This is a genomic window from Microbacterium sp. NPDC060132 (assembly GCF_042729675.1).
GTDB lineage: Bacteria > Actinomycetota > Actinomycetes > Actinomycetales > Microbacteriaceae > Microbacterium > Microbacterium sufflavum.
The window spans coordinates 2,870,263-2,888,502 of the sequence record NZ_JBHWXU010000001.1 but is presented as its reverse complement, the minus strand read 5'-3'; the positions used below and the strand labels follow the sequence as shown (position 1 = coordinate 2,888,502).

The 18,240-nt window shown below is 69.6% G+C and carries 18 protein-coding genes and 1 tRNA gene; 8 read left to right on the top strand and 11 right to left on the bottom strand.

What is annotated here, in order from left to right; all coding sequences use genetic code 11:
* Window positions 1-1,116 carry a pyruvate dehydrogenase (acetyl-transferring) E1 component subunit alpha gene (gene pdhA / locus ACFWCH_RS13965; RefSeq protein ID WP_247638767.1) on the bottom strand — a complete coding sequence of 372 codons (1,116 nt, stop codon included), beginning with the start codon at window positions 1,114-1,116 and terminating at the stop codon, window positions 1-3.
* A gap of 169 nt (window positions 1,117-1,285) precedes the next feature.
* Between pdhA and ACFWCH_RS13960 the strand changes: the two genes are divergently transcribed.
* Window positions 1,286-1,771 carry an Lrp/AsnC family transcriptional regulator gene (locus tag ACFWCH_RS13960; RefSeq protein ID WP_136032312.1) on the top strand — a complete coding sequence of 162 codons (486 nt, stop codon included), beginning with the start codon at window positions 1,286-1,288 and terminating at the stop codon, window positions 1,769-1,771.
* Here ACFWCH_RS13960 and ACFWCH_RS13955 read toward each other — a convergent pair.
* Entirely contained in the window at window positions 1,731-2,630 is a 900-nt protein-coding gene (locus ACFWCH_RS13955; protein ID WP_136037364.1) for an alpha/beta fold hydrolase, read from the bottom strand. The genes ACFWCH_RS13960 and ACFWCH_RS13955 overlap by 41 nt on opposite strands.
* 111 nt (window positions 2,631-2,741) lie before the next feature.
* Between ACFWCH_RS13955 and ACFWCH_RS13950 the strand changes: the two genes are divergently transcribed.
* Window positions 2,742-3,659 carry a helix-turn-helix transcriptional regulator gene (locus ACFWCH_RS13950; protein ID WP_378803675.1) on the top strand — a complete coding sequence of 306 codons (918 nt, stop codon included), beginning with the start codon at window positions 2,742-2,744 and terminating at the stop codon, window positions 3,657-3,659.
* A gap of 171 nt (window positions 3,660-3,830) precedes the next feature.
* Window positions 3,831-4,148 (top strand): hypothetical protein, encoded by a 318-nt coding sequence (locus tag ACFWCH_RS13945; RefSeq protein ID WP_136031908.1) that lies wholly within the window; start codon window positions 3,831-3,833, stop codon window positions 4,146-4,148.
* 50 nt (window positions 4,149-4,198) lie between these two features.
* Here ACFWCH_RS13945 and ACFWCH_RS13940 read toward each other — a convergent pair whose 3' ends face one another.
* From ACFWCH_RS13940 to ACFWCH_RS13925, 4 genes are all read right to left on the bottom strand, one after another.
* The gene (locus ACFWCH_RS13940) at window positions 4,199-4,459 is read right to left on the bottom strand and encodes a DUF6458 family protein (protein WP_136031905.1); all 261 of its coding nucleotides are present in this window, start codon (window positions 4,457-4,459) and stop codon (window positions 4,199-4,201) included.
* A 142-nt stretch (window positions 4,460-4,601) separates the two neighbouring features.
* Window positions 4,602-5,864, bottom strand: a complete 1,263-nt coding sequence (locus ACFWCH_RS13935) for a globin domain-containing protein (RefSeq protein WP_372490594.1) — start codon at window positions 5,862-5,864, stop codon at window positions 4,602-4,604.
* 45 nt (window positions 5,865-5,909) lie between these two features.
* Window positions 5,910-5,983 (bottom strand) — tRNA-Ile (locus tag ACFWCH_RS13930).
* A gap of 13 nt (window positions 5,984-5,996) precedes the next feature.
* Window positions 5,997-6,563, bottom strand: a complete 567-nt coding sequence (locus tag ACFWCH_RS13925) for a gamma carbonic anhydrase family protein (protein ID WP_247638765.1) — start codon at window positions 6,561-6,563, stop codon at window positions 5,997-5,999.
* Between the two features lie 132 nt (window positions 6,564-6,695).
* On the opposite strand from ACFWCH_RS13925, the gene ACFWCH_RS13920 reads away from it, so the two are divergent.
* Window positions 6,696-7,181: a Dps family protein gene (locus tag ACFWCH_RS13920; RefSeq protein WP_136031899.1), complete on the top strand. Its 486-nt coding sequence runs from the start codon at window positions 6,696-6,698 to the stop codon at window positions 7,179-7,181.
* Window positions 7,182-7,247: 66 nt separating this feature from the next.
* Here the strand turns inward: ACFWCH_RS13920 and ACFWCH_RS13915 are convergent, their stop codons facing one another.
* The 5 genes from ACFWCH_RS13915 to ACFWCH_RS13895 are packed head-to-tail and all read right to left on the bottom strand — an operon-like array spanning window position 7,248 to window position 12,131.
* Complete coding sequence (locus ACFWCH_RS13915; RefSeq protein ID WP_247638763.1) at window positions 7,248-8,744, bottom strand: amidohydrolase; 1,497 nt, start codon at window positions 8,742-8,744, stop codon at window positions 7,248-7,250.
* On the bottom strand, window positions 8,741-9,382 hold the full coding sequence (locus ACFWCH_RS13910) for an FMN-binding negative transcriptional regulator (RefSeq protein ID WP_136031895.1): 642 nt from the start codon (window positions 9,380-9,382) through the stop codon (window positions 8,741-8,743). The genes ACFWCH_RS13915 and ACFWCH_RS13910 overlap by 4 nt, the downstream gene beginning before the upstream one ends.
* 39 nt (window positions 9,383-9,421) lie before the next feature.
* Window positions 9,422-10,420: an Fpg/Nei family DNA glycosylase gene (locus ACFWCH_RS13905; protein WP_136031893.1), complete on the bottom strand. Its 999-nt coding sequence runs from the start codon at window positions 10,418-10,420 to the stop codon at window positions 9,422-9,424.
* A 1-nt stretch (window position 10,421) separates the two neighbouring features.
* A complete protein-coding gene (locus ACFWCH_RS13900; RefSeq protein ID WP_136037371.1) occupies window positions 10,422-10,907 on the bottom strand; it encodes a ribose-5-phosphate isomerase in 486 nt (161 codons plus the stop codon).
* A gap of 39 nt (window positions 10,908-10,946) precedes the next feature.
* On the bottom strand, window positions 10,947-12,131 hold the full coding sequence (locus ACFWCH_RS13895) for a ferrochelatase (protein ID WP_136037372.1): 1,185 nt from the start codon (window positions 12,129-12,131) through the stop codon (window positions 10,947-10,949).
* A gap of 164 nt (window positions 12,132-12,295) precedes the next feature.
* Here ACFWCH_RS13895 and pepN point away from each other — a divergent pair, with 164 nt between their 5' ends.
* The 4 genes from pepN (at window position 12,296) to ACFWCH_RS13875 (ending at window position 18,110) form a co-directional block, all read left to right on the top strand.
* Window positions 12,296-14,848 carry an aminopeptidase N gene (gene pepN, locus ACFWCH_RS13890; protein WP_247638762.1) on the top strand — a complete coding sequence of 851 codons (2,553 nt, stop codon included), beginning with the start codon at window positions 12,296-12,298 and terminating at the stop codon, window positions 14,846-14,848.
* 78 nt (window positions 14,849-14,926) lie between these two features.
* Window positions 14,927-16,000, top strand: a complete 1,074-nt coding sequence (locus tag ACFWCH_RS13885; RefSeq protein ID WP_136031884.1) for a mechanosensitive ion channel family protein — start codon at window positions 14,927-14,929, stop codon at window positions 15,998-16,000.
* Window positions 15,997-16,446 carry a globin gene (locus ACFWCH_RS13880; RefSeq protein WP_136037375.1) on the top strand — a complete coding sequence of 150 codons (450 nt, stop codon included), beginning with the start codon at window positions 15,997-15,999 and terminating at the stop codon, window positions 16,444-16,446. Before ACFWCH_RS13885 ends, ACFWCH_RS13880 begins: the two co-directional genes overlap by 4 nt.
* On the top strand, window positions 16,443-18,110 hold the full coding sequence (locus ACFWCH_RS13875) for an FAD-binding dehydrogenase (RefSeq protein WP_247638761.1): 1,668 nt from the start codon (window positions 16,443-16,445) through the stop codon (window positions 18,108-18,110). Before ACFWCH_RS13880 ends, ACFWCH_RS13875 begins: the two co-directional genes overlap by 4 nt.
* Window positions 18,111-18,240: the final 130 nt, after the last annotated feature.

The window sequence follows — 18,240 nt, the reverse complement described above, 5'->3', positions numbered from 1 at the left end:
TCACACCTCGCTCTCGAACGACGCGAGATACGCGGCGTATTCGTCGCGCTGACGCTCCAGCCCCGTGTGCGGCTCGGCGTACACGCCGTCGAACACGGCCAGCGGCGGACGCGTGACCATTCCGAGACAGGCCGCCCGCATCTCCTTCGCCACCGCGTCAGCCGCCGCCTGCGTGTCCGCCACGTGGTCGTCGTCGAACTCCCCCACACGGCGCAGGTACGCCTCCAGCCGAGCGATCGGATCCCGCCGACGCCAGGCCTCCAGCTCCGCGTCGTCGCGGTACCGGGTGGGGTCGTCCGCGGTGGTGTGCGGGCCCATGCGGTAGGTCACGGCCTCGATGTACGCGGGTCCACGGCCGGAACGCGCATGGTCGAGGGCCCACCGCATCGCCGCCAGGCACGCGAGCACGTCGTTGCCGTCGACCCGCAGGCTGGGGATCCCGAATCCGGGCGCGCGTCCCGCGATCGGGTACTGGGACTGCACGGCGACCGGCTCCGAGATCGCCCAGTGGTTGTTCTGACAGACGAACACGACGGGGGCCTGGTACGAGGCGGCGAAGATCATCGCCTCGTTCACGTCACCCTGACTCGTCGCACCGTCCCCGAAATAGGTGACCGCCACTTCCGCCGCCTTCTCGTACTGGATCCCCAGTGCGTAGCCGACGGCGTGGAGCGTCTGCGCGCCGATGATGATCTGCAGCGGCGCGACACCGAGAGCCGCGGGGTCGTACGCCGCCCCCTCCTCCCCGCGCCACATGCGCACGTAATCGCCCGGCTGGGCGCCGCGCGCGTAGATCACGCCGGTCTCACGGTAGCTGGGGAACACGAAGTCGCGGGGGTCGAGAGCTCGGGCGGTGCCGATCTGCGTCGCCTCCTGGCCCTGACACGGCGCCCACAGTCCGAGCTGGCCCTGACGCTGCAGCGCCACGCCCTCCGCGTCGATGCGACGGAGTACGACCATGTCGCGGTGGAGCGCGCGGAGTTGCGCGGCGTCCACGTCCACGACGAACGGGTCGAGGCGCGGGTTCGGAACGCGGGACCCGTCCGGGGCGAGAAGGCGCTCCGAGAGTTCCAGATCCTGGGCGGTGTCTGCGATCGGTGTGGCCTGCGGTGACATCGTCGTCCTCCTCGTCCGGCGGCCCTCGTGGGGCTTCGCGCAACGGTGCCGGCGTCATCACCGGCATGGTCTGAGGGTACGTCTGCTCAACACCTCGCTCAAGCAATCGTCCATCACTTGAGCATGTTGCTCATTTTTCGCCAGTTCGGGCCTGCTAGGGTTTGGCACTATGCCTGGACTGGACCGAATCGATCTCGAGCTGCTCGCGTCGCTCGCCGACGATCCGCGGATCACGATCGTCGCGCTCGCGGAGAAGATGGGGCTGTCACGCAACACGATCCAAGCGCGGATGGCCCGCCTGGATCAGACCGGCGTCTTCCTCTCCTACGAGCGCGCCTTCTCCCCCGACGTCCTGGGCTTCCCGCTGCAGGCCTTCGTCAGCATCGGCGTACGCCAGACCGAGCTTCCCCGCATCATCACCGAACTCGCCCGCATCCCCGAGGTCGTGCAGGCGCACGGACTCAGCGGATCGATCGACCTCCTCGCCCGCGTCGCGTGCCGTGACGCCAGGCACCTGTTCGACACCGACGCGCGCATCCTGTCGATCGACGGGGTCGAGCGCACCGAGACCTCCCTGGCCATGGGCGAGGTGATCCCGTTCCGGGTGGCGGGGCTCATCGGCCTCGCGCGACGGGAATCCTCAGGAAGCGCCTGATCGCCCCGGCTGCTTCGACCGGGGTCTCGTAGTGGATCAGATGACCGACGTGGGCGATCTCGACGAGTTCCGCGTCGGCGAACAGGGTCGCCAGCCGCCGCTCCGCCTCGATGGGCGTGATGTCGTCGCGCTGCGCCGCGACCAGCATCGTCGGCACGTCGATGCGCGGCGCGAACTCGCGCACGTCGTGCGACACGCTCGCGACGAACGCATCGTGCAGCACGTCGCGGTCGGAGAACCGGGAGAAGTAGGTGTCGTGCTGATCGTGGATGAAGCGGCGCAGCCCCGGGTCGCGGGTCTTCGCCATCGTGATGCTCATCACGCGCACGATGACCCGGTTTCGCAGCACCGCGGTACCGAGCCGGTCGGGCAGCTTCGCGCCGAGGGCGTAGTAGAGCACCGCCAGCCGGGTCATCAGCCCCTTCGGCCCCTCCAGTGCCGGCGCGCCGATGGGGTTGAGGAGGATCAGGCGCGGCGTCGCGAGACCTCCCGCGACGGCGGCCGCCGCGACGATGGAGCCGAAGGAGTGGCCGAGGATCACCGCTCCCGGGGCGGTGGCTGCGACGAAGTCCGTCAACCACGCGGCGTACTCGTCGAGGTCGTGGCGCCGTCCGGGGAGCGGCGCGGTCTCCCCGAAGCCCGGGAGATCCGGGACCAGAACCCGCACCTCCGGAAGGTACGCGAGCACCGGCTCGAGGCCGTGGTGCTCGCCGCGGAACCCGTGCACGGCGACGATGGTCGTGTCGGCGTCGCGCGGACCGTACTCCCAGTACGCCGTGACACCGCCGCGGACGGCGACCTCGTGGCGCTCCACGGGGAGGGTGCTCAGGCGGTCCGCGTAGGGGGAAGGCACGGTCATACCCCGAGTCTACGAGCGACCGACGCCACCCTCTGCCTCGGTGTCAGCATGATGGGTTATCGTCCCAAGTGGCCTTCCTCTTCGGGTCGGTCACGCAACGAGGAGCCGAAGGTGCAGTTCACATCCAGGGATGTCGCGCAGGTGGAGCCCACCTGGAAGCAGTTCGTGCCGTCCGCCACGCTTGAGGACGTCGACCCCCATCGCTTCCGCTTCGATTGGCGTTCGATGGACCTCGGGGCCACCACGGTCCTCCGTTACGACCTCGCCGCACAGGTGCACGCCAGAACGCAGCCGGACGATCAACTGCTGGTGTGCCGTGTCGACTCTCCGGACGCGCAGGTGTGGTCGCATCGCCAACCGCTCGACGCGGGTGTGCCGTGGCTCACCGACGGCACCCAGGTGGACGCGACGTGGGAGCACGGAGCCCGCGTGCGCGCCCTCGTTTTCGATCGGTCGGCCGCCCAGGCCACGATGCGTCAGGTGACGGGAGACGACCGGGTGGAGCTCAAAGCCACCGGGCTCTCGCCCCATTCCCGCGCCGACGCCGACCGGTGGGGGGCGATGTTCACCTACCTCGAGAGCACGCTCGTCGAAGGCGAGCCCGTCGACCCGCTGGTCGGGAAGGAGTTCGAGCGCCACGCGCTGATGCTCACGATGACGAGCTTCTCGACGACGTTCAGCGATGCGTTGCGGCGTCCGAGCCAGCGGTCGGGCGCCCCTGCGTCGGTGCGGCGCGCCCTCGCGTACATCGACGACAACGCCCATCTCCCGATCACGATCGATGACGTGGCAGCCGCCGCGTACATGTCCACGCGGGGACTTCAGTACGCCTTCCGTCGGGCGCTCGACATCACCCCCACCGAGGCACTGCGTCGGGCCCGCCTCGACGGAGCCCATAGAGACCTGCTGGCCCGCAACGGGGCCTCCGTGGCGACGATCGCGCGGCGGTGGGGGTTCAGCAACTCCTCGCGCTTCGCCGCGGCCTATCGTGAGGCGTACTCCATGCCGCCGACGTTGCCCCGGACCTGACACCGCGCGCACACTTGTTTCGTGCGTGACGGCGAGTTGCGCGCCCTCTCGGGCTCTATCGGCTGAGCCGATTAGAGTCCGAAGTATCCGGATCACCCGTCCGGCCCCCAGCATGTTTCGAGGAGCCCCCATGAACACCGCAGTCCTCTGCAGCACCAAGGTCGGTTGACGATGGGAAGCCTCTACTACGGAGACACTCAGACCCCGATCCAGATCGACGACAGGGCGCTCGCCCACCTCAAGGTCGTCATCGCCACCAAGCTTCGTCGCAATGAGAGCTTCACGCTCTCCTGGCGGCACCCCGAGGGTGACGCACCCGGCCGTTCGACGCTGTGGCTGCACCCCTCCATCCCGCTGCGCTTCGTGTTCGACGCTCCCGAGCCGCCGGAACTGAGTCGACGGTGGATCGAGGAGCTCGCGCATTCGGCGAACTCGAGCGGCGGCATCACCCTCGTCGAGGAGCATCTCGAGGGCGCCGACCTCAGCTGACACGCAGACGGCTCGCGGGGCCCAGGATCCCCGCGAGCCGTCCGTGTCGCTCAGAGTCCGTCGTCGGAACTCGAGCTCACCGACCGTCGGGTGGTGGGTTCCCCCGTGGCGGGATCGACATACGTGCGCGAGACGGTCTCGGTCCGACGGCGACGTGCCAGGAGCACGATGCCGATCAAGAAGACGACGACTCCGGCTCCCATGAGGATGTATCCGACCATGTCGAGATTCACCCAGGTCACCTCGACGTTCACCGCGAAGACGAGGATCGCCCCGATCACGAAGAGCACGATTCCAGTGCCGATGCTCATGTTGCCTCCCGTTCAGCGGCGGACGCCGCACAGAAAGAGGCTGGCGCGTCCGGACGGCCGACAGGAGGGGCTTGACACGGCGCTCTCCTGTCGTTCTGGTCTCCGGGGGCCCGGTGAATCGGCGTCCTCGACCGGTCGCTGCTCACGCCGCCGACGCGTCCGCTGGATGGCGCATCCAGGTGTCGGGGCCGAACACCTCGTAGTCGATCCGCTCCGCGGGCACGCCGCGCCCGAGCAGTGACGCGCGCATGTCGCGCATGAAGCCGAGGGGTCCGCACAGGAGCACCCGCGCCCCGGCGGGAAGCTCGACATCCGTCAGGTCCATCCGCCCGGCGCGCACGCCGTCGAGGACAGGAGCGTCCGTCGGGGCCGACGAGTACCAGCGCACCGCCGTCGCATCCTCCAGGCCGCTGAGGTTCTCCTGCACGGGGCCGACGAGCGCGTGCGACGACGGTGTGCGATCGGCATGGAAGAGCCGCACAGTGCGCTCGGGCTGCGTGCGTCGAACGCCGTCCAGCATCGCCGCGACCGGGGTGATGCCGATCCCTGCCGAGACCAGCACCAGCGGGTCGTGCGACTCATCGAGGACGACGTCACCGGCGGGCTGTGAGACGTCGAGGATCGTGCCGGGCATCGCGTTGTCGTGCAGCCACGTGGACACCTGGCCGTCGGGCGTACCATCGATCCCGCGCACCCGTTTCACGGTCACCCGCAGTGCTCCGCCCCCGGGCGCAGACGACAGCGTGTACTGACGCGGCTGCCGTGAGCCGTCCGGCAGATCCACGGCGACGGCCACGTACTGCCCCGCGCGGTGATCGGCGACCGCACCGTCGAGGGGTTCGAGCACGAGGGTGACCACGTCGTCGGTCTCCGCGATCCGCTCGACCACGCGGTGCTTGCGCCACGGGTGTTCGGGGTCGGTGCCGGCCAACGCATACAGTCGAGCCTCTTCCGCGATGAGTGAGCACCCGAACAGCCAGTACACCTCGTCCCAGGCAGCACGGACCTCCGGGGTCACCGCGTCGCCCAGCACGATCCCCACGGCGTCGAGCAGATGGTGTCCCACGATCGTGTACTGACGCGCGCGGATCCCGAGCGAGACGTGCTTGTGAGCGATGCGCCGCATCACGGGCGTGAAATCGGGCGCCTCGGGATCGATCAGGGACACGGCAAATGCGACGACCGAGGCGGCGAGGGCCCTCGGCTGCTCACCGTGCGCCTGGTGCGCCCGGTTGAAGACCCGGAGAAGCTCGGGGTGCGCCGCGAACATCCGCGGATAGAACAGTCGAGTGATCTCCTCGGCGTGCTCGGCGACCACACCGGCGGTGGCGCGAACGACGGTCTCGGATTCTGGTGAGAGCTGCATGACTTCCCTTCGGAGTGCGGATGCTCTCAGCCTCCTCATCCGGTGCGCCCCATGGCGGCATGGATCCCGTGCAAATCCGAGTCGTAGGGCGGGCGGGACTTGAACCCGCGATCGTTGGGTTATGAGCCCACTGCCTTAACCAGCTTGGCCACCGCCCCCTGCCCTCCGAGACTACCGCCCGTCCGAACCGCTCTCCTCCCCGGACGCGTCGGCGTGCGCCGCACCACGATGGGTCTCGACGTGTGAGCGATAGATCCGAGCGTTCTCCCGTAACCCGGCACGCTCCTCGTCGCTCAGCGCGCGACGAACGCGGGCCGGGACGCCTGCCACCAGCGAGCCGTCCGGCACCTCCGCGTCGCCGAGTACGAGCGCGCCGCCGGCGATGAGGCACTCCGAGCCGATACGGGCGCCTGACAGCACCACGGCTCCCATTCCGATGAGCGAACCGTCGCCGATCCGACAGCCGTGCACGACGGCGTTGTGCCCGATCGAGACATCGTCTCCGATCACGACCGGGTGTCCGCTGTCGACATGGATCGACACGTTGTCCTGTGCGTTGCTGCCAGCGCCCATCGTGATCGCAGCGGAGTCCGCCCGGAGGACCGCATTGTACCAGACGCTGGACCCTTCCCCGATGGTCACCTCCCCGATCACCCTGGCGCCCGCAGCGAGGAACACCGAGTCGTCGAGATCGGGAGTGCGGCCGGGCAGAGACAGGATGGTCGCGTCGTCGCTCATGCAGCGACTCTAGCCGTCGCCCGTCCCGCGCCGATTCGCGGCGGTAAGCGATGCCTCATCTTGCTTGCGGAACATTTTCAGCTGAGTAGCGTTGTTCCCATCAGACACGAGAATCTCCCGGAGGAGCACAAGATGAGCAAGGCACAGACCGTTTCCCCCACCGCCATCGACCCCACCGTCGCCGCCGGCGCCGCGCAGTTCCTCTCCCCCGTCGTCCTCGGCCTTCAGGCCCTGACCATCAACGGCAAGCAGGCGCACTGGCACGTGCGCGGGGCGAACTTCGTCGGCGTCCACGAACTCCTCGACACCATCGTCGCCCATGCCGGCGACTTCGCCGACACCGCCGCCGAGCGGATCGTCGCCCTCGGACTCCCGATCGACGCGCGCGTCTCGGCCGTCGCAGAGAAGGCCGGTTCGACGTCGGTCGCCGCCGGCTTCGCGCAGTCGGATGAACTCATCCGCGCGGTCATCGCCGATATCGACGCCATCCTCGTCGACGTCAAGGCGGCCGTCGAGGGCCTCGACGAGGTCGACCTGACCAGCCAGGACGTCGCGATCGAGATCCAGCGCGGACTGGAGAAGGACCGCTGGTTCCTCGTTTCGCACATCGCGGCCTGACCAGTCAGCACCTTCGGAGAGGGCGGCCCCGGGATACCGGGGCCGCCCTCTCCGCGTGCGCGAGGCTCAGCCGACGTGGGTCACGCGGCCCGCGAGAAGGGTGGCGGCCACGGGCATCGCGCGCAACGCGGCGGCATCTGCGGTGCGCGGATCCGCGGACGTGAGCGCGATATCGGCGATCTCCCCGGGGCGGAGCGTGGAGCGCACGCTGGCGCTCAACGCCTGGTCGACCGTGAGGCGTTCCTCCGGGTGCCACGATTCCCGCTCGTCATCCGTGCGCCAGACCGCCGCCGACAGGGCCTGCCACGGGTCGAGGGGCGCCACCGGGGCGTCGGAACCGAACCGCACCTCGGCACCGGCGGCGAACAGAGACGACAGCGGGTAACCGAGAGAGGTCTGCCCTGCCCAGTGGTGCTCGACGAAGTCACGGTCGTCGACGGCGTGCTGCGGCTGCACGCTGGCGATCACACCGAGGCGCGCGAACCGCGCCAGGTCGGCATGACGCACGAGCTGGGCGTGCTCCAGAGAACCGGTCGCCCCGGTGACCAGGAAGGCGTCGAGGGCGGACGTGACAGCGCGGTCGCCGATGGCGTGCACGGCCGCCGTGATGCCCGCGCCGGTCGCGGTGGTCAGCAGAGCGACGAGCTCATCGCCCGGTACCGTCAGGACCCCGTAGTTGCCGGGGTCGTCCGGATAGGCGTGAGAGCACGCGGCGGTGCGGGTTCCCAGCGACCCGTCCGTGATGATCTTGAGCGAGCCGACACGGATCAGACCGCGCGCCTCCGCGGGAGTGTCCGGTTCCTCGTGCGGCTCGCCGCTACGCAGCCCTTCGGTCACGGCACGATCGAGGTCTGCGGGATAGAACGCGAACTCCACGCGGTGCGAGGCGAAGCCCGCACGGATGCGGCGCGGCCAAGCAGCGGCGTTCCACGCCATGTCGAAATCGACCAGTCCGGTGACGCCTCGCGCCGCTGCGGCCTCACCGGCGCGGAGCACGGCCTCGTCGCTGTGCGCCGGGTCGACCGCGTTGAGGCGGCGCGAGATCTCGAAGGCGTCCTCCTCGCGCAGGACCCCGTCGTCAGCACGGAAGCCTTCGCGGGCGAGAGCAGCGGTGTTCAGCCACACGCTGTGCACGTCGGCATTGATGAGGTAGGTGGGCGCCGCTCCCGTCGTCGCGTCCAGCAGCTCCAGGCTCGGCCGATCCGGCCACAGGGCGTCGCGGAATCCCGTACCGACGCGGCGTCCGTCGGGGAGCGTCGGCGCCTCACCCATCCGCAGCGCGGCTTCCGCCGCCGAGGTCGTGTCATGCAACGGGACCCGCTCCGCCGCCAGCGCCCACTGGACCGTGTGCACGTGGTTGTCCCACAAGCCGGGGACCGCCCAGAGACCATCGGCGTCGAGCACCTGTCCACGCGGTCGCAGGGCGCCGGTCGGCGCGATGTCGACGATGACGCCGCCGTCGAGGTGAAGGTCCACCGGCTCGTCGTCGATGAGGAACTCCCGGCCGGGACCGGCCAGACGAACGGCGCGCACCGTCCCGACGGTGTCGTTCCGCGCCGTCATGCCCGGTTCCCCTCGCGCGCCACCTGAGCGCGCCGCATCTCCGCCGCCAGAGGACGGTTGGTGTACGGGCCTTCGCTCTCGAGTGCCGCGATCACCGACTCGATCGTCTCGACGGGCTTGTTCTGGCTGAGCTTGCGCTTTGCGACGACGCGCGCGGGGGTGAGGCGGAATCCCACTGTCCCTGCGGCGAGCCGTTCCACGAACGCGGCGTCGTTGGGACGCTGCCACATCAGCCGCGGCTCGGGCATGCCGTTCTCGAACCGCTCCACGAGGCGGTCGAGCACCCGCAGGTTCTCGTCCGGCGTCAGGATCTCGGGTGTGCCCGCCAGGTGCACGGCCGTGTAGTTCCATGTGGGCACCGCGGGGACATCGCCGTACCAGCCGGGCGACACGTAGCCGTGCGGGCCCTGGAAGACCACCAGCAGTTCCCGCTCCCCCAGCCCGTGGATGAGGTCGTCGGGACGCCCGACGTGGGCCACGATCGTCAGGTCGTCGCGGTCGTCGTCGAGCAGCACGGCATAGTGCGAGGCGACGAGCCCGTCGTCGGTCGAACTCACGATGGTGGCCCAGGGGTTGGCCTCGATCACGCGCCGGATCTCGGTCACGTCGGCGAGCGTGAAGCTCGGATTCTGTCGCATGGATTCAGCCTAGGGGCGCCCGCACACGCCAGCGCGGACTCACGCCTGGCAGCGGGGGCACCAGTAGAGCTTGCGCGCGCCGATCTCCTCGAGCGCGATCTCGGTGCCGCAGACCCGGCACGGGAGTCCGGCGCGGTGGTACACCCAATGCCGGTCGTCGCGGCTCGCCATCGCAGCACGGTACTCGTCGGGCGACAGGTCGTCCATCGTCATCATCTGACCCGTCTCGACACCGATCGCCAGCAGGCGCACCCAGTCGTGCCAGAGGGCGCGCACCACATCCTCCGGCACGTCTCGTCCGGGCGTGTGCGGATTGAGCCGCTGCCGGTAGAGCATCTCCGCGCGATACACATTGCCGATGCCGCTCACCACCGCCTGGTCCATCAGCAGCAGCGCGATGGGCGTCGACTTCTTGCGCACCGCGCGGACGAAGCGCTCCTCGTTCTCGGCCGGATCACCGACGAGCGGATCCGGACCGAGCTTGGCGACCGTCGCGAGCATCTCCTCGGGCGTCTGCAGAACGCACGCCGTAGGGCCGCGCAGGTCGGCGGCCGTGATGTCGGTCATGAGCCGCAGACGCACCTGCCCCACCACGGGCGGCGGCCATTCCACCCCCTCGTCCGCGAGACCCTTCGTCTGCTCGGACATGCGCACGTGCACCCGCGTGCGTCGCGGGGCGCCGATCGAGGCGAGAGAGTTCTCTCCGGCGTCGTCCAGGATCGGGTCCTCCAGCACGGTGCCTCGCTGGTTCGTCTGACCCATACGTCCATTCGCAGACGCGATCGTGGGGTCGACGAGGATCTCGCCAGCGAAGTCCCAGGCACCGTAGAGCCCCAGGTGCACGCGAAGCCACAGGTCGCCCTCGGTCTCCAGGAACATCTGCTTGCCGACCGCCTGCACGCTCGTCGCCGTGCGCCCGTCGAGGATCGCCGCCCCCTCGGCGAAGCGTCCCTGGGGGCTGGAGGCGCGGAGCACCTTGCCGACGAAGTTGCGGTCGAACTGCCGGGCGATGCGGTGGACGGAGTGACCCTCGGGCATGTCAGCCCCGCGGATCCGGGAGCAGCGAGCCGTCGCGCTCGAAGTCGGCGATCTGTCCGATGCGGCGCACATGACGCTCGTCGCCCGAGAACGGGGTCGAGATGAACCGGTCGATGAAGGAGGTCACCTCGTCGTACGTGTGCTGCCGCGCGCCGATGGAGATCACGTTGGCGTCGTTGTGCTCCCGTGCGAGCTCGGCCGTGGAGAGGTTCCACACCAGGGCCGCGCGGACACCGCGCACCTTGTTCGCCGCGATCTGCTCGCCGTTGCCGGATCCGCCGAACACGACACCCAGCGCCTCGACGCCCGCCTCCTGATCGGCGACCACCGCCTGAGCAGCCCGGATGCAGAACGCCGGGTAGTCGTCGAGCGCGTCGTACTCCACCGGACCGTGGTCGACGACCTCGTGCCCCGCCGCCCGCAGGTGCTCCTGCAGCTGCGTGGAGAAATCGAGTCCAGCGTGATCGGTGGCGATGTGGATGCGCATGGCTTCCATCCTAGAAGCCGCCGCCGACACCCGTTCCGGTCACGGGGCGACGCCGGCGGCCGCCGGCTTGAACCCCGCCCTGACGTTCTCGCAGCAGCCGGGCCGGCAGACGTCGAAGCCGCCGGGGAGCGATGTGACGTGAGCGCGCTCCTCGTTCGGACGCCCCTGCAGCCGCTCCTCGATCAGGTCGACGATCCCCTCGACGAACGTCGGCGACACGCCAGGCGTCGGCGTGCGCGTGAACGCGAGTCCCGCGTCTTCCGCCGCCTCCGCCGCCTCGGTGTCGAGATCCCAGAGCACCTCCATGTGGTCGCTCATGAATCCCACCGGCACGACCGCGACCGCGCGCCGCCCTCGCGCGGGAAGCTCACCGATCACGTCGCACACGTCCGGCTCGAGCCACGGCTGCGACGCGGGCCCCGAGCGCGACTGGTAGACGAGCTCCCAGGCCACGTCGGCCGCCGCCGGCACGGACTGCCGTACCCGGTCCATCACCCAGGCCGCGACGGCCAGGTGCTGCGCGGCGTAGGCGCCGCCCTCGCCCCAGTCGATGTCGCGGGCGCCGGAACGCTCGGCGTCGGCCGTCGGGATGCTGTGCGTCGAGAACAGGATCTGGATGTCCGGCGCGGCGATGCCCTGCGCCAGGAAGCCCTCGATGGCCTCCCGCACTCCCGACTCGAAGGCCTCGACGAAACCCGGGTGGTCATAGAACGGGCGGATCTTGTCGATCGTGACGGTCTCCCCGAGGCCGGTCTCCTCCAGCACGCGCGCGAAGTCCTCGCGGTACTGGCGGCAGCTGGAGAACGAGCTGTAGGCGCTCGTGGCGAACGCGAGCAGCGTGGTGTGCCCGTTGCGCGCCGCCTCGGGCACGACCTCCTCGAGGTAGGGGGCCCAGTTGCGGTTGCCCCAGTACACGGGCAGCTCGATGCCGCGCGCGACGAGCGCCTGCTCGAGCGCCTCCTTGAGCACGCGGTTCTGCCCGTTGATGGGGCTCACGCCGCCGAAGTGACGATAGTGGTGCGCGACCTCCTCCAACCGCTCGTCGGGGATGCCGCGGCCGCGCGTCACGTTGCGGAGGAACGGGATCACGTCCTCCTGACCCTCCGGGCCACCGAAGCCGGCGAGGAGGATCGCATCGTACGCGACGGGCGTGGTCACGAAGGGCGCACCGCTGGCGGCGGCAGGCGAGGCAAAGGGGACGACATTCGGCTCGATCGCAGTCACCCCTCCATCCTCCCACCTCGTCGAGGCACCGGTGTCCGCTCGCCGCCGGGAGAATGCGCACAGAGCGTGAGCCCGCCTCGCGCACTGGCGTAGGCTGTCATGGTTGCCGTCGGCGCCAACTGCGCCGACCCCGGTGACATCCCCTCACCCCTGGGAGTACAGCTGTGCCTGGAGAGAACCTCACCCGAATCGAAGCGCAGGAGCGCCGCGATGTCATCGACACGCACTCCTATGAGGTCGCCCTCGATCTGACGAAGGGCGCCGAGGTCTTCGGTTCCCGCAGCGTCGTGCGCTTCTCCGCGACGCCCGACGGTTTCACCTTCATCGATCTGATCGCCCGCGACGTGCGCGAGATCTCTCTCAACGGCGAGCAGCTCGACCCGCAGGAGGTCTTCGCCGACTCTCGCATCGCGCTGTCCGGGTTGCAGGCCGAGAACGTGCTCGTCGTCGACGCGGACTGCCTCTACACCAACACGGGCGAGGGCCTGCACCGATTCGTCGACCCCGTCGACGGCGAGGTCTACCTGTACTCGCAGTTCGAGGTGCCGGACTCGCGCCGCGTCTTCGCGGTCTTCGAGCAGCCCGACCTCAAGGCGACGTTCCAGTTCACGGTCACGGCGCCCGCGGCGTGGAAGGTCGTGTCCAACTCCCCCACGCCCGAGCCCATTGTGCACGACGACGACGTCACCGCCACCTGGGGATTCGAGCCGACGCCGCGCATCTCCTCCTACATCACCGCCCTCGTCGCGGGACCCTACGAGTCCACGTTCTCCGAGCTCACCAGCGCCTCCGGCCGCGTGATCCCGCTCGGCGTCTACGGCCGCAAGAGCCTGTGGCAGCACCTCGACGCCGACTACATCTTCGACAAGACCCGTGAGGGCTTCGCGTACTTCGAATCGAAGTTCGGCGTCCCCTACCCGTTCGCGAAGTACGACCAGCTGTTCGTGCCCGAGTTCAACGCCGGGGCGATGGAGAACGCGGGTGCGGTCACGTTCACCGAGACGTACGTCTTCCGCAGCAAGGTCACCGACGCCGTCAAGGAGCGCCGGGTCGTCACGATCCTGCACGAGCTCGCGCACATGTGGTTCGGCGACCTGGTCACCATGAAGTGGTGGAACGACCTGTGGCTCAACGAGTCGTTCGCGGAGTGGGCCTCCACCATCGCGACGGCCGAGGCCACCGAATGGACCGAGGCCTGGACCACGTTCAACGCGATGGAGAAGACCTGGGCCTATCGCCAGGATCAGCTCCCCTCCACGCACCCGATCGTCGCGGAGATCAACGACCTGGAAGACGTGCAGGTCAACTTCGACGGCATCACCTATGCCAAGGGCGGCTCGGTGCTGAAGCAGCTCGCCGCATGGGTCGGCATCGAGGCGTTCTTCGCCGGGGTGTCGCAGTACTTCCAGAAGCACTCGTGGGGCAACACCGAGCTCAGCGACCTGCTGTCGGAGCTCGAGGCCACGAGTGGACGCGACCTGGGCACCTGGTCGAAGAAGTGGCTGGAGACGGCCGGCGTCAACACGCTCGAGCCCGTGGTGGCCGAGGGCGACGACGGCAAGATCTCGCGTTTCGCGATCACCCAGACCGCCCCGGCGGACTACCCGACCATCCGTCCGCACCGCCTGGGCATCGGCTTTTACTCGCTGCAGGACGGCACGCTCACGCGCGTCCACCACGTCGAGGTCGATGTCGACGGCGACCGCACCGAGGTCCCCGAACTGCAGGGCCTCGCGCGCCCCGACCTGATCCTGCTGAACGACGACGACCTCGCCTACGCCAAGATCCGTCTCGACGAGAAGTCGCTGGCGACGGCGATCGCACACCTCGCCGACATCCACGACCCGCTTGCGCGCTCCCTCGTGTGGGGCGCCGCCTGGGACCAGACGCGCGACGCGGAGACGGCGGCCTCGGACTACATCGACCTCGTGCTGGGCAACATCGGCCGCGAGACCGAGTCGACCACGGTCCGCACGACGCTCGCCCAGCTGCGCACGGCGGCCACGCTGTACGTGCGACCCGAGGAGCGCCAGGCGGCGCGACTCAAGGTCGCGGACGGCCTGTGGGCCCTCGCCGAAGCCGCAGAAGCGGGCAGCGACAGCCAGCTCCAGTTCGTCACGGCGTTCGCGAACGCCCTGGTCACCCCTGAGCACGCCGGCATCGTCGGGCGCCTGCGCTCCGGCGAGGAGACCCTCCCCGGTCTCGAGATCGACGCCGACCTGAACTGGCAGCTGCTCGTCGGACTCGCGACCATCGGAGCGACGGACGCCGCGACGATCGACGCCGCTCTCGCCGCCGACAACACCGCCAAGGGCGCGGAGTTCGCCGCGCAGGCACGAGCCGCTCTTCCCGACGCCGCCTCGAAGCAGGCCGCGTGGGCCTCTCTGATCGAGCGGGATGACGCGCCGAACACGATCGTCCGGTCGGCAGCCCTCGGCTTCGTGCACCCCGCAGGCGCCGACGTGCTCGGCGAGTTCGTGCCGAAGTACTTCGACATGCTGCTGCCGGTGTGGGAGTCGCGGACCTACCAGATCGCCCAGTACCTCATCGTCGGCCTGTTCCCCACGGCGCTGGCCGACGTGGCGCTGCGCGACGCGACGCGCTCGTGGCTGTCCTCGCACCAGGACGCTCCGCCGGCGCTCCGTCGCCTCGTGCTGGAGAACCTCGCCGACGTCGAGCGCGCGCTGGCGGCGCAGTCCCGCGACGCCGAGGACTGATCGGCGCCACCCTCCGTCCGGGCCTCTGCCGCCGCGCTTCCAGCCGGGGCAGAGGCCCGCTCGGTAAACTCGGCAGCGATGATCCTCCCCCTCGAGACCACGCCAGACCCCACTCCCACCCCGCTTCCCGACTGGGTCCAGGACCTGCTGACCCTGCTCGGACACATCGGCGGCAAAGCGCTCGTCGTCGCGATCATCATCGCCTCCTGCGTGGTGATCGCTTTCGTGCTGCGGGGCGTGATCAGGCGCGTCGTGCACCGGATCGTGGACAGCGCGAAGAACAAGGCGTCGGTCGACGACACCCAGGCGCTCGAACGCTCTCCGCTCGCCGATATGCGTCTGGTCCAGCGCACGAGGACCCTGGGCACGATCCTCCAGAACATCGTCAACGTGATGCTGGTGGTCATCGCGATCGTGCTGGTCGTGAACGCTCTCAGTCCCAGCCTGCTCGGGTCGCTCACGCTGCTGACCGCCGCCGTGGGTGCTGGTCTCGGTTTCGGCGCCCAGAACATCGTCAAAGATGTGCTCAACGGGATGTTCCTCGTCGCGGAGGACCAGATCGGCATCGGTGACGTGGTCGACCTTGGTCTGGCGAGCGGCGTGGTCGAGTACGTGAGCGTGCGGATCACCCAGGTGCGAGACGTGAACGGGACGCTCTGGTACGTCCGCAACGGCGAGGTCACGCGCATCGGCAACATGTCCCAGGGATGGGCACGCGCGATCGTCGACACCGGCGTCGCCCCGGACGCCGACCTCGACCAGGTCGAGCACATCATGCTCGAGACGGCACAGGGCCTCGCGAAGGACCCCAAGTGGCGGACGCGCATCGTCGAGAAGCCCGAGCTGTGGGGCCTGGAATCCATCGACGGCGACGCCCTTGTGGTCCGCGTCGTCATCAAGACCAGGGCGAACGCCAGAGACGACGTCGCACAGGAGCTGCGGCGCCGGCTGCGGGCCGCTCTGCTGGAGAAGGAGATCGCGGTGCCGCGCATGTCCGATGTCGTGCCGACAGGGCTCGAAGGCGCACGGCGCGTGCGCGGGGCGAACCCGCCGAAGACCCGGCCGAACGCCGTCACGGGCGTGCCGGTCATCCCGGACCGCGGCATCTGGCGCCGCAAGAAGCCGTCGACCGAGGGGAATGGCGACAGATGACGTTCTACGACGAGGTCGGGGGCGCAGAGACGTTCCGGAAGATCGTCTCCGTGTTCTACCGCGAGGTCGCCCTCGATCCGGTGCTCAAGCCGATGTATCCCGAGGAGGATCTGGGCCCCGCCGAGGACCGCCTGCGGATGTTCCTGGAACAGTACTGGGGCGGTCCGACCACGTACGGCGAGACCCGCGGACACCCGCGCCTGCGCATGCGTCACATGCCGTTCCACATCGACCCGGACGCGCGTGATCGTTGGCTTCGTCACATGCGCACCGCCGTCGACGAGGCTCGGTTGTCTCCGCTGCACGAATCCACGCTCTGGGACTACCTGGAGCGCGCCGCCTATGCCATGGTGAACACATTCGAGCCGTCCGGCATCGGCACGACTCCCCACGGGCGCCCGACGCTCGAGACCCGCGCACGTCAGGAATCAACGGAGAACACATGACGACGAAGCCCCCGACCACGGACGTCCTGGTGATCGGTTGGGGGCTGGCCGGACTGGTCGCCGCCCGCGAGGCACTGGCGGCCGGACGCCGCGTCATCGTCGTCGACCAGGAGCCGCGGACGAACCTCGGCGGCCAGGCGTGGTGGTCGTTCGGCGGACTCTTCTTCGTGGACTCCCCCGAGCAGCGCCGATTCGGCATCAAGGACTCGCTCGAGCTCGCCACCCAGGACTGGTTCGGCAACGCGGGCTTCGACCGCCCGGAGGACGAGTGGCCGCGCCGCTGGGCCGAGGCGTATCTGCAGTTCGCCGCCGGGGAGAAGCGCTCATGGCTGCGCAGCCTCGGCGTGGGCTTCTTCCCCGTGGTCGGCTGGGCGGAGCGCGGCGGCTACGGCGCGATCGGACCGGGCAACTCGGTGCCGCGATTCCACATCACCTGGGGCACCGGCCCCGGGATCGTCGCCCCCTTCGCCGCGGCCGTCGAGGAGGGCGAGCGCAGCGGTCGGCTCACCGTGCTCGCGCGGCACCGCGTGGAGAGCCTCATCGTCACGGATGGACGTGTCACCGGCGCCCGCGGCTCCGTCCTCGCCTCCAGCGGTGCGGAACGGGGAGTGCCGTCCTCCCGCGAGGTGATCGGCGCGTTCGAGATCACGGCGAAGGCGACCGTCGTGTCGTCCGGAGGGATCGGCGGCAACCACGAGCTCGTCCGTGCGGCGTGGCCCGAACGGCTGGGAACGCCGCCGGCGCACATGCTCTCCGGCGTCCCGGCGTATGTCGACGGCTCGATGCAGGCCGTCACCGCGGCCGCCGGCGCCCGCCTGATCAACGGCGACCGCATGTGGCATTACGTGGAGGGGATCACGAACTGGGATCCGGTGTGGCCCGCGCACGGCATCCGCATCCTCCCCGGCCCCTCGTCCCTGTGGCTCGACGCGACGGGCGCGCGCCTCCCCGTGCCGCTGTTCCCCGGGTTCGACACGCTCGGGACGCTCGCGCACCTCCGGCGCACCGGTCACGACCACTCCTGGTTCGTCACGTCGCGGCAGATCGTGGAGAAGGAGTTCGCCCTGTCCGGGAGCGAGCAGAACCCCGACCTCACCGGCAAGGATGTAGGGCTGCTGCTGAAGTCGCGGCTCGCCAAAGGACCGACCGGCCCCGTCCAGGCGTTCCTCGACGAGGGACAGGACTTCATCGTCGAGAACGACCTGGAGTCGCTGTTGGAGCAGATGAGCCGGCATGACGGTGGCGAGCTGCTCGACATCGACACCGTGCGGCGCGAGGTGGTCGCGCGCGACCACGAGATCGAGAACGAGTTCACCAAGGATGCCCAGATCGGCATGCTGCGCTCGATGCGCGGCTACCGCGGTGACAAGCTCATCCGGACGGCAGCGCCGCACCGGCTGCAGGACCCGGCCGCCGGCCCGTTGATCGCGGTCAAGCTGCACGTCCTCACCCGCAAGTCGCTGGGCGGCATCCACACCGACCTCGACGGTCGTGCGCTGGACGCCCAGGGCATCCCGATCCCTGGCCTGTTCGCCGCGGGCGAGGCGAGCGGCTTCGGCGGTGGCGGTGTCCACGGGTACCGGGCGTTGGAGGGCACGTTCCTCGGAGGGTGCCTGTTCTCCGGGCGACAGGCGGGAAGGTCGGCCGCCGCGGCGGCGGACTGACCCCGCGCCACGGGGCTCGTGGCGAAACCCTCGGATACGCCCCGGCGCGGTCGATCGACGAGCGTGGCTCTCGCCCTCGGGTCACGCCGGCGCTTCGGCCGTCCCATCAGGCCCTGGCGCCCGTCCCGTC

Bases quoted from the DNA above. Each gene is read 5' to 3' on its own strand.
- ACFWCH_RS13960 (WP_136032312.1), top strand. From the start codon at position 1,286: ATGCCTGGACTGGACCGAATCGATCTCGAGCTGCTCGCGTCGCTCGCC.
- ACFWCH_RS13940 (WP_136031905.1), bottom strand. From the start codon at position 4,459: ATGAGCATCGGCACTGGAATCGTGCTCTTCGTGATCGGGGCGATCCTC.
- ACFWCH_RS13945 (WP_136031908.1), top strand. From the start codon at position 3,831: ATGGGAAGCCTCTACTACGGAGACACTCAGACCCCGATCCAGATCGAC.
- ACFWCH_RS13885 (WP_136031884.1), top strand. From the start codon at position 14,927: ATGATCCTCCCCCTCGAGACCACGCCAGACCCCACTCCCACCCCGCTT.
- ACFWCH_RS13900 (WP_136037371.1), bottom strand. From the start codon at position 10,907: ATGCGCATCCACATCGCCACCGATCACGCTGGACTCGATTTCTCCACG.
- ACFWCH_RS13915 (WP_247638763.1), bottom strand. From the start codon at position 8,744: ATGACGGCGCGGAACGACACCGTCGGGACGGTGCGCGCCGTTCGTCTG.
- ACFWCH_RS13875 (WP_247638761.1), top strand. From the start codon at position 16,443: ATGACGACGAAGCCCCCGACCACGGACGTCCTGGTGATCGGTTGGGGG.
- ACFWCH_RS13935 (WP_372490594.1), bottom strand. From the start codon at position 5,864: ATGAGGAGGCTGAGAGCATCCGCACTCCGAAGGGAAGTCATGCAGCTC.
- pdhA (WP_247638767.1), bottom strand. From the start codon at position 1,116: ATGTCACCGCAGGCCACACCGATCGCAGACACCGCCCAGGATCTGGAA.
- ACFWCH_RS13955 (WP_136037364.1), bottom strand. From the start codon at position 2,630: ATGACCGTGCCTTCCCCCTACGCGGACCGCCTGAGCACCCTCCCCGTG.
- ACFWCH_RS13920 (WP_136031899.1), top strand. From the start codon at position 6,696: ATGAGCAAGGCACAGACCGTTTCCCCCACCGCCATCGACCCCACCGTC.
- ACFWCH_RS13905 (WP_136031893.1), bottom strand. From the start codon at position 10,420: ATGCCCGAGGGTCACTCCGTCCACCGCATCGCCCGGCAGTTCGACCGC.
- ACFWCH_RS13925 (WP_247638765.1), bottom strand. From the start codon at position 6,563: ATGAGCGACGACGCGACCATCCTGTCTCTGCCCGGCCGCACTCCCGAT.
- ACFWCH_RS13910 (WP_136031895.1), bottom strand. From the start codon at position 9,382: ATGCGACAGAATCCGAGCTTCACGCTCGCCGACGTGACCGAGATCCGG.
- ACFWCH_RS13880 (WP_136037375.1), top strand. From the start codon at position 15,997: ATGACGTTCTACGACGAGGTCGGGGGCGCAGAGACGTTCCGGAAGATC.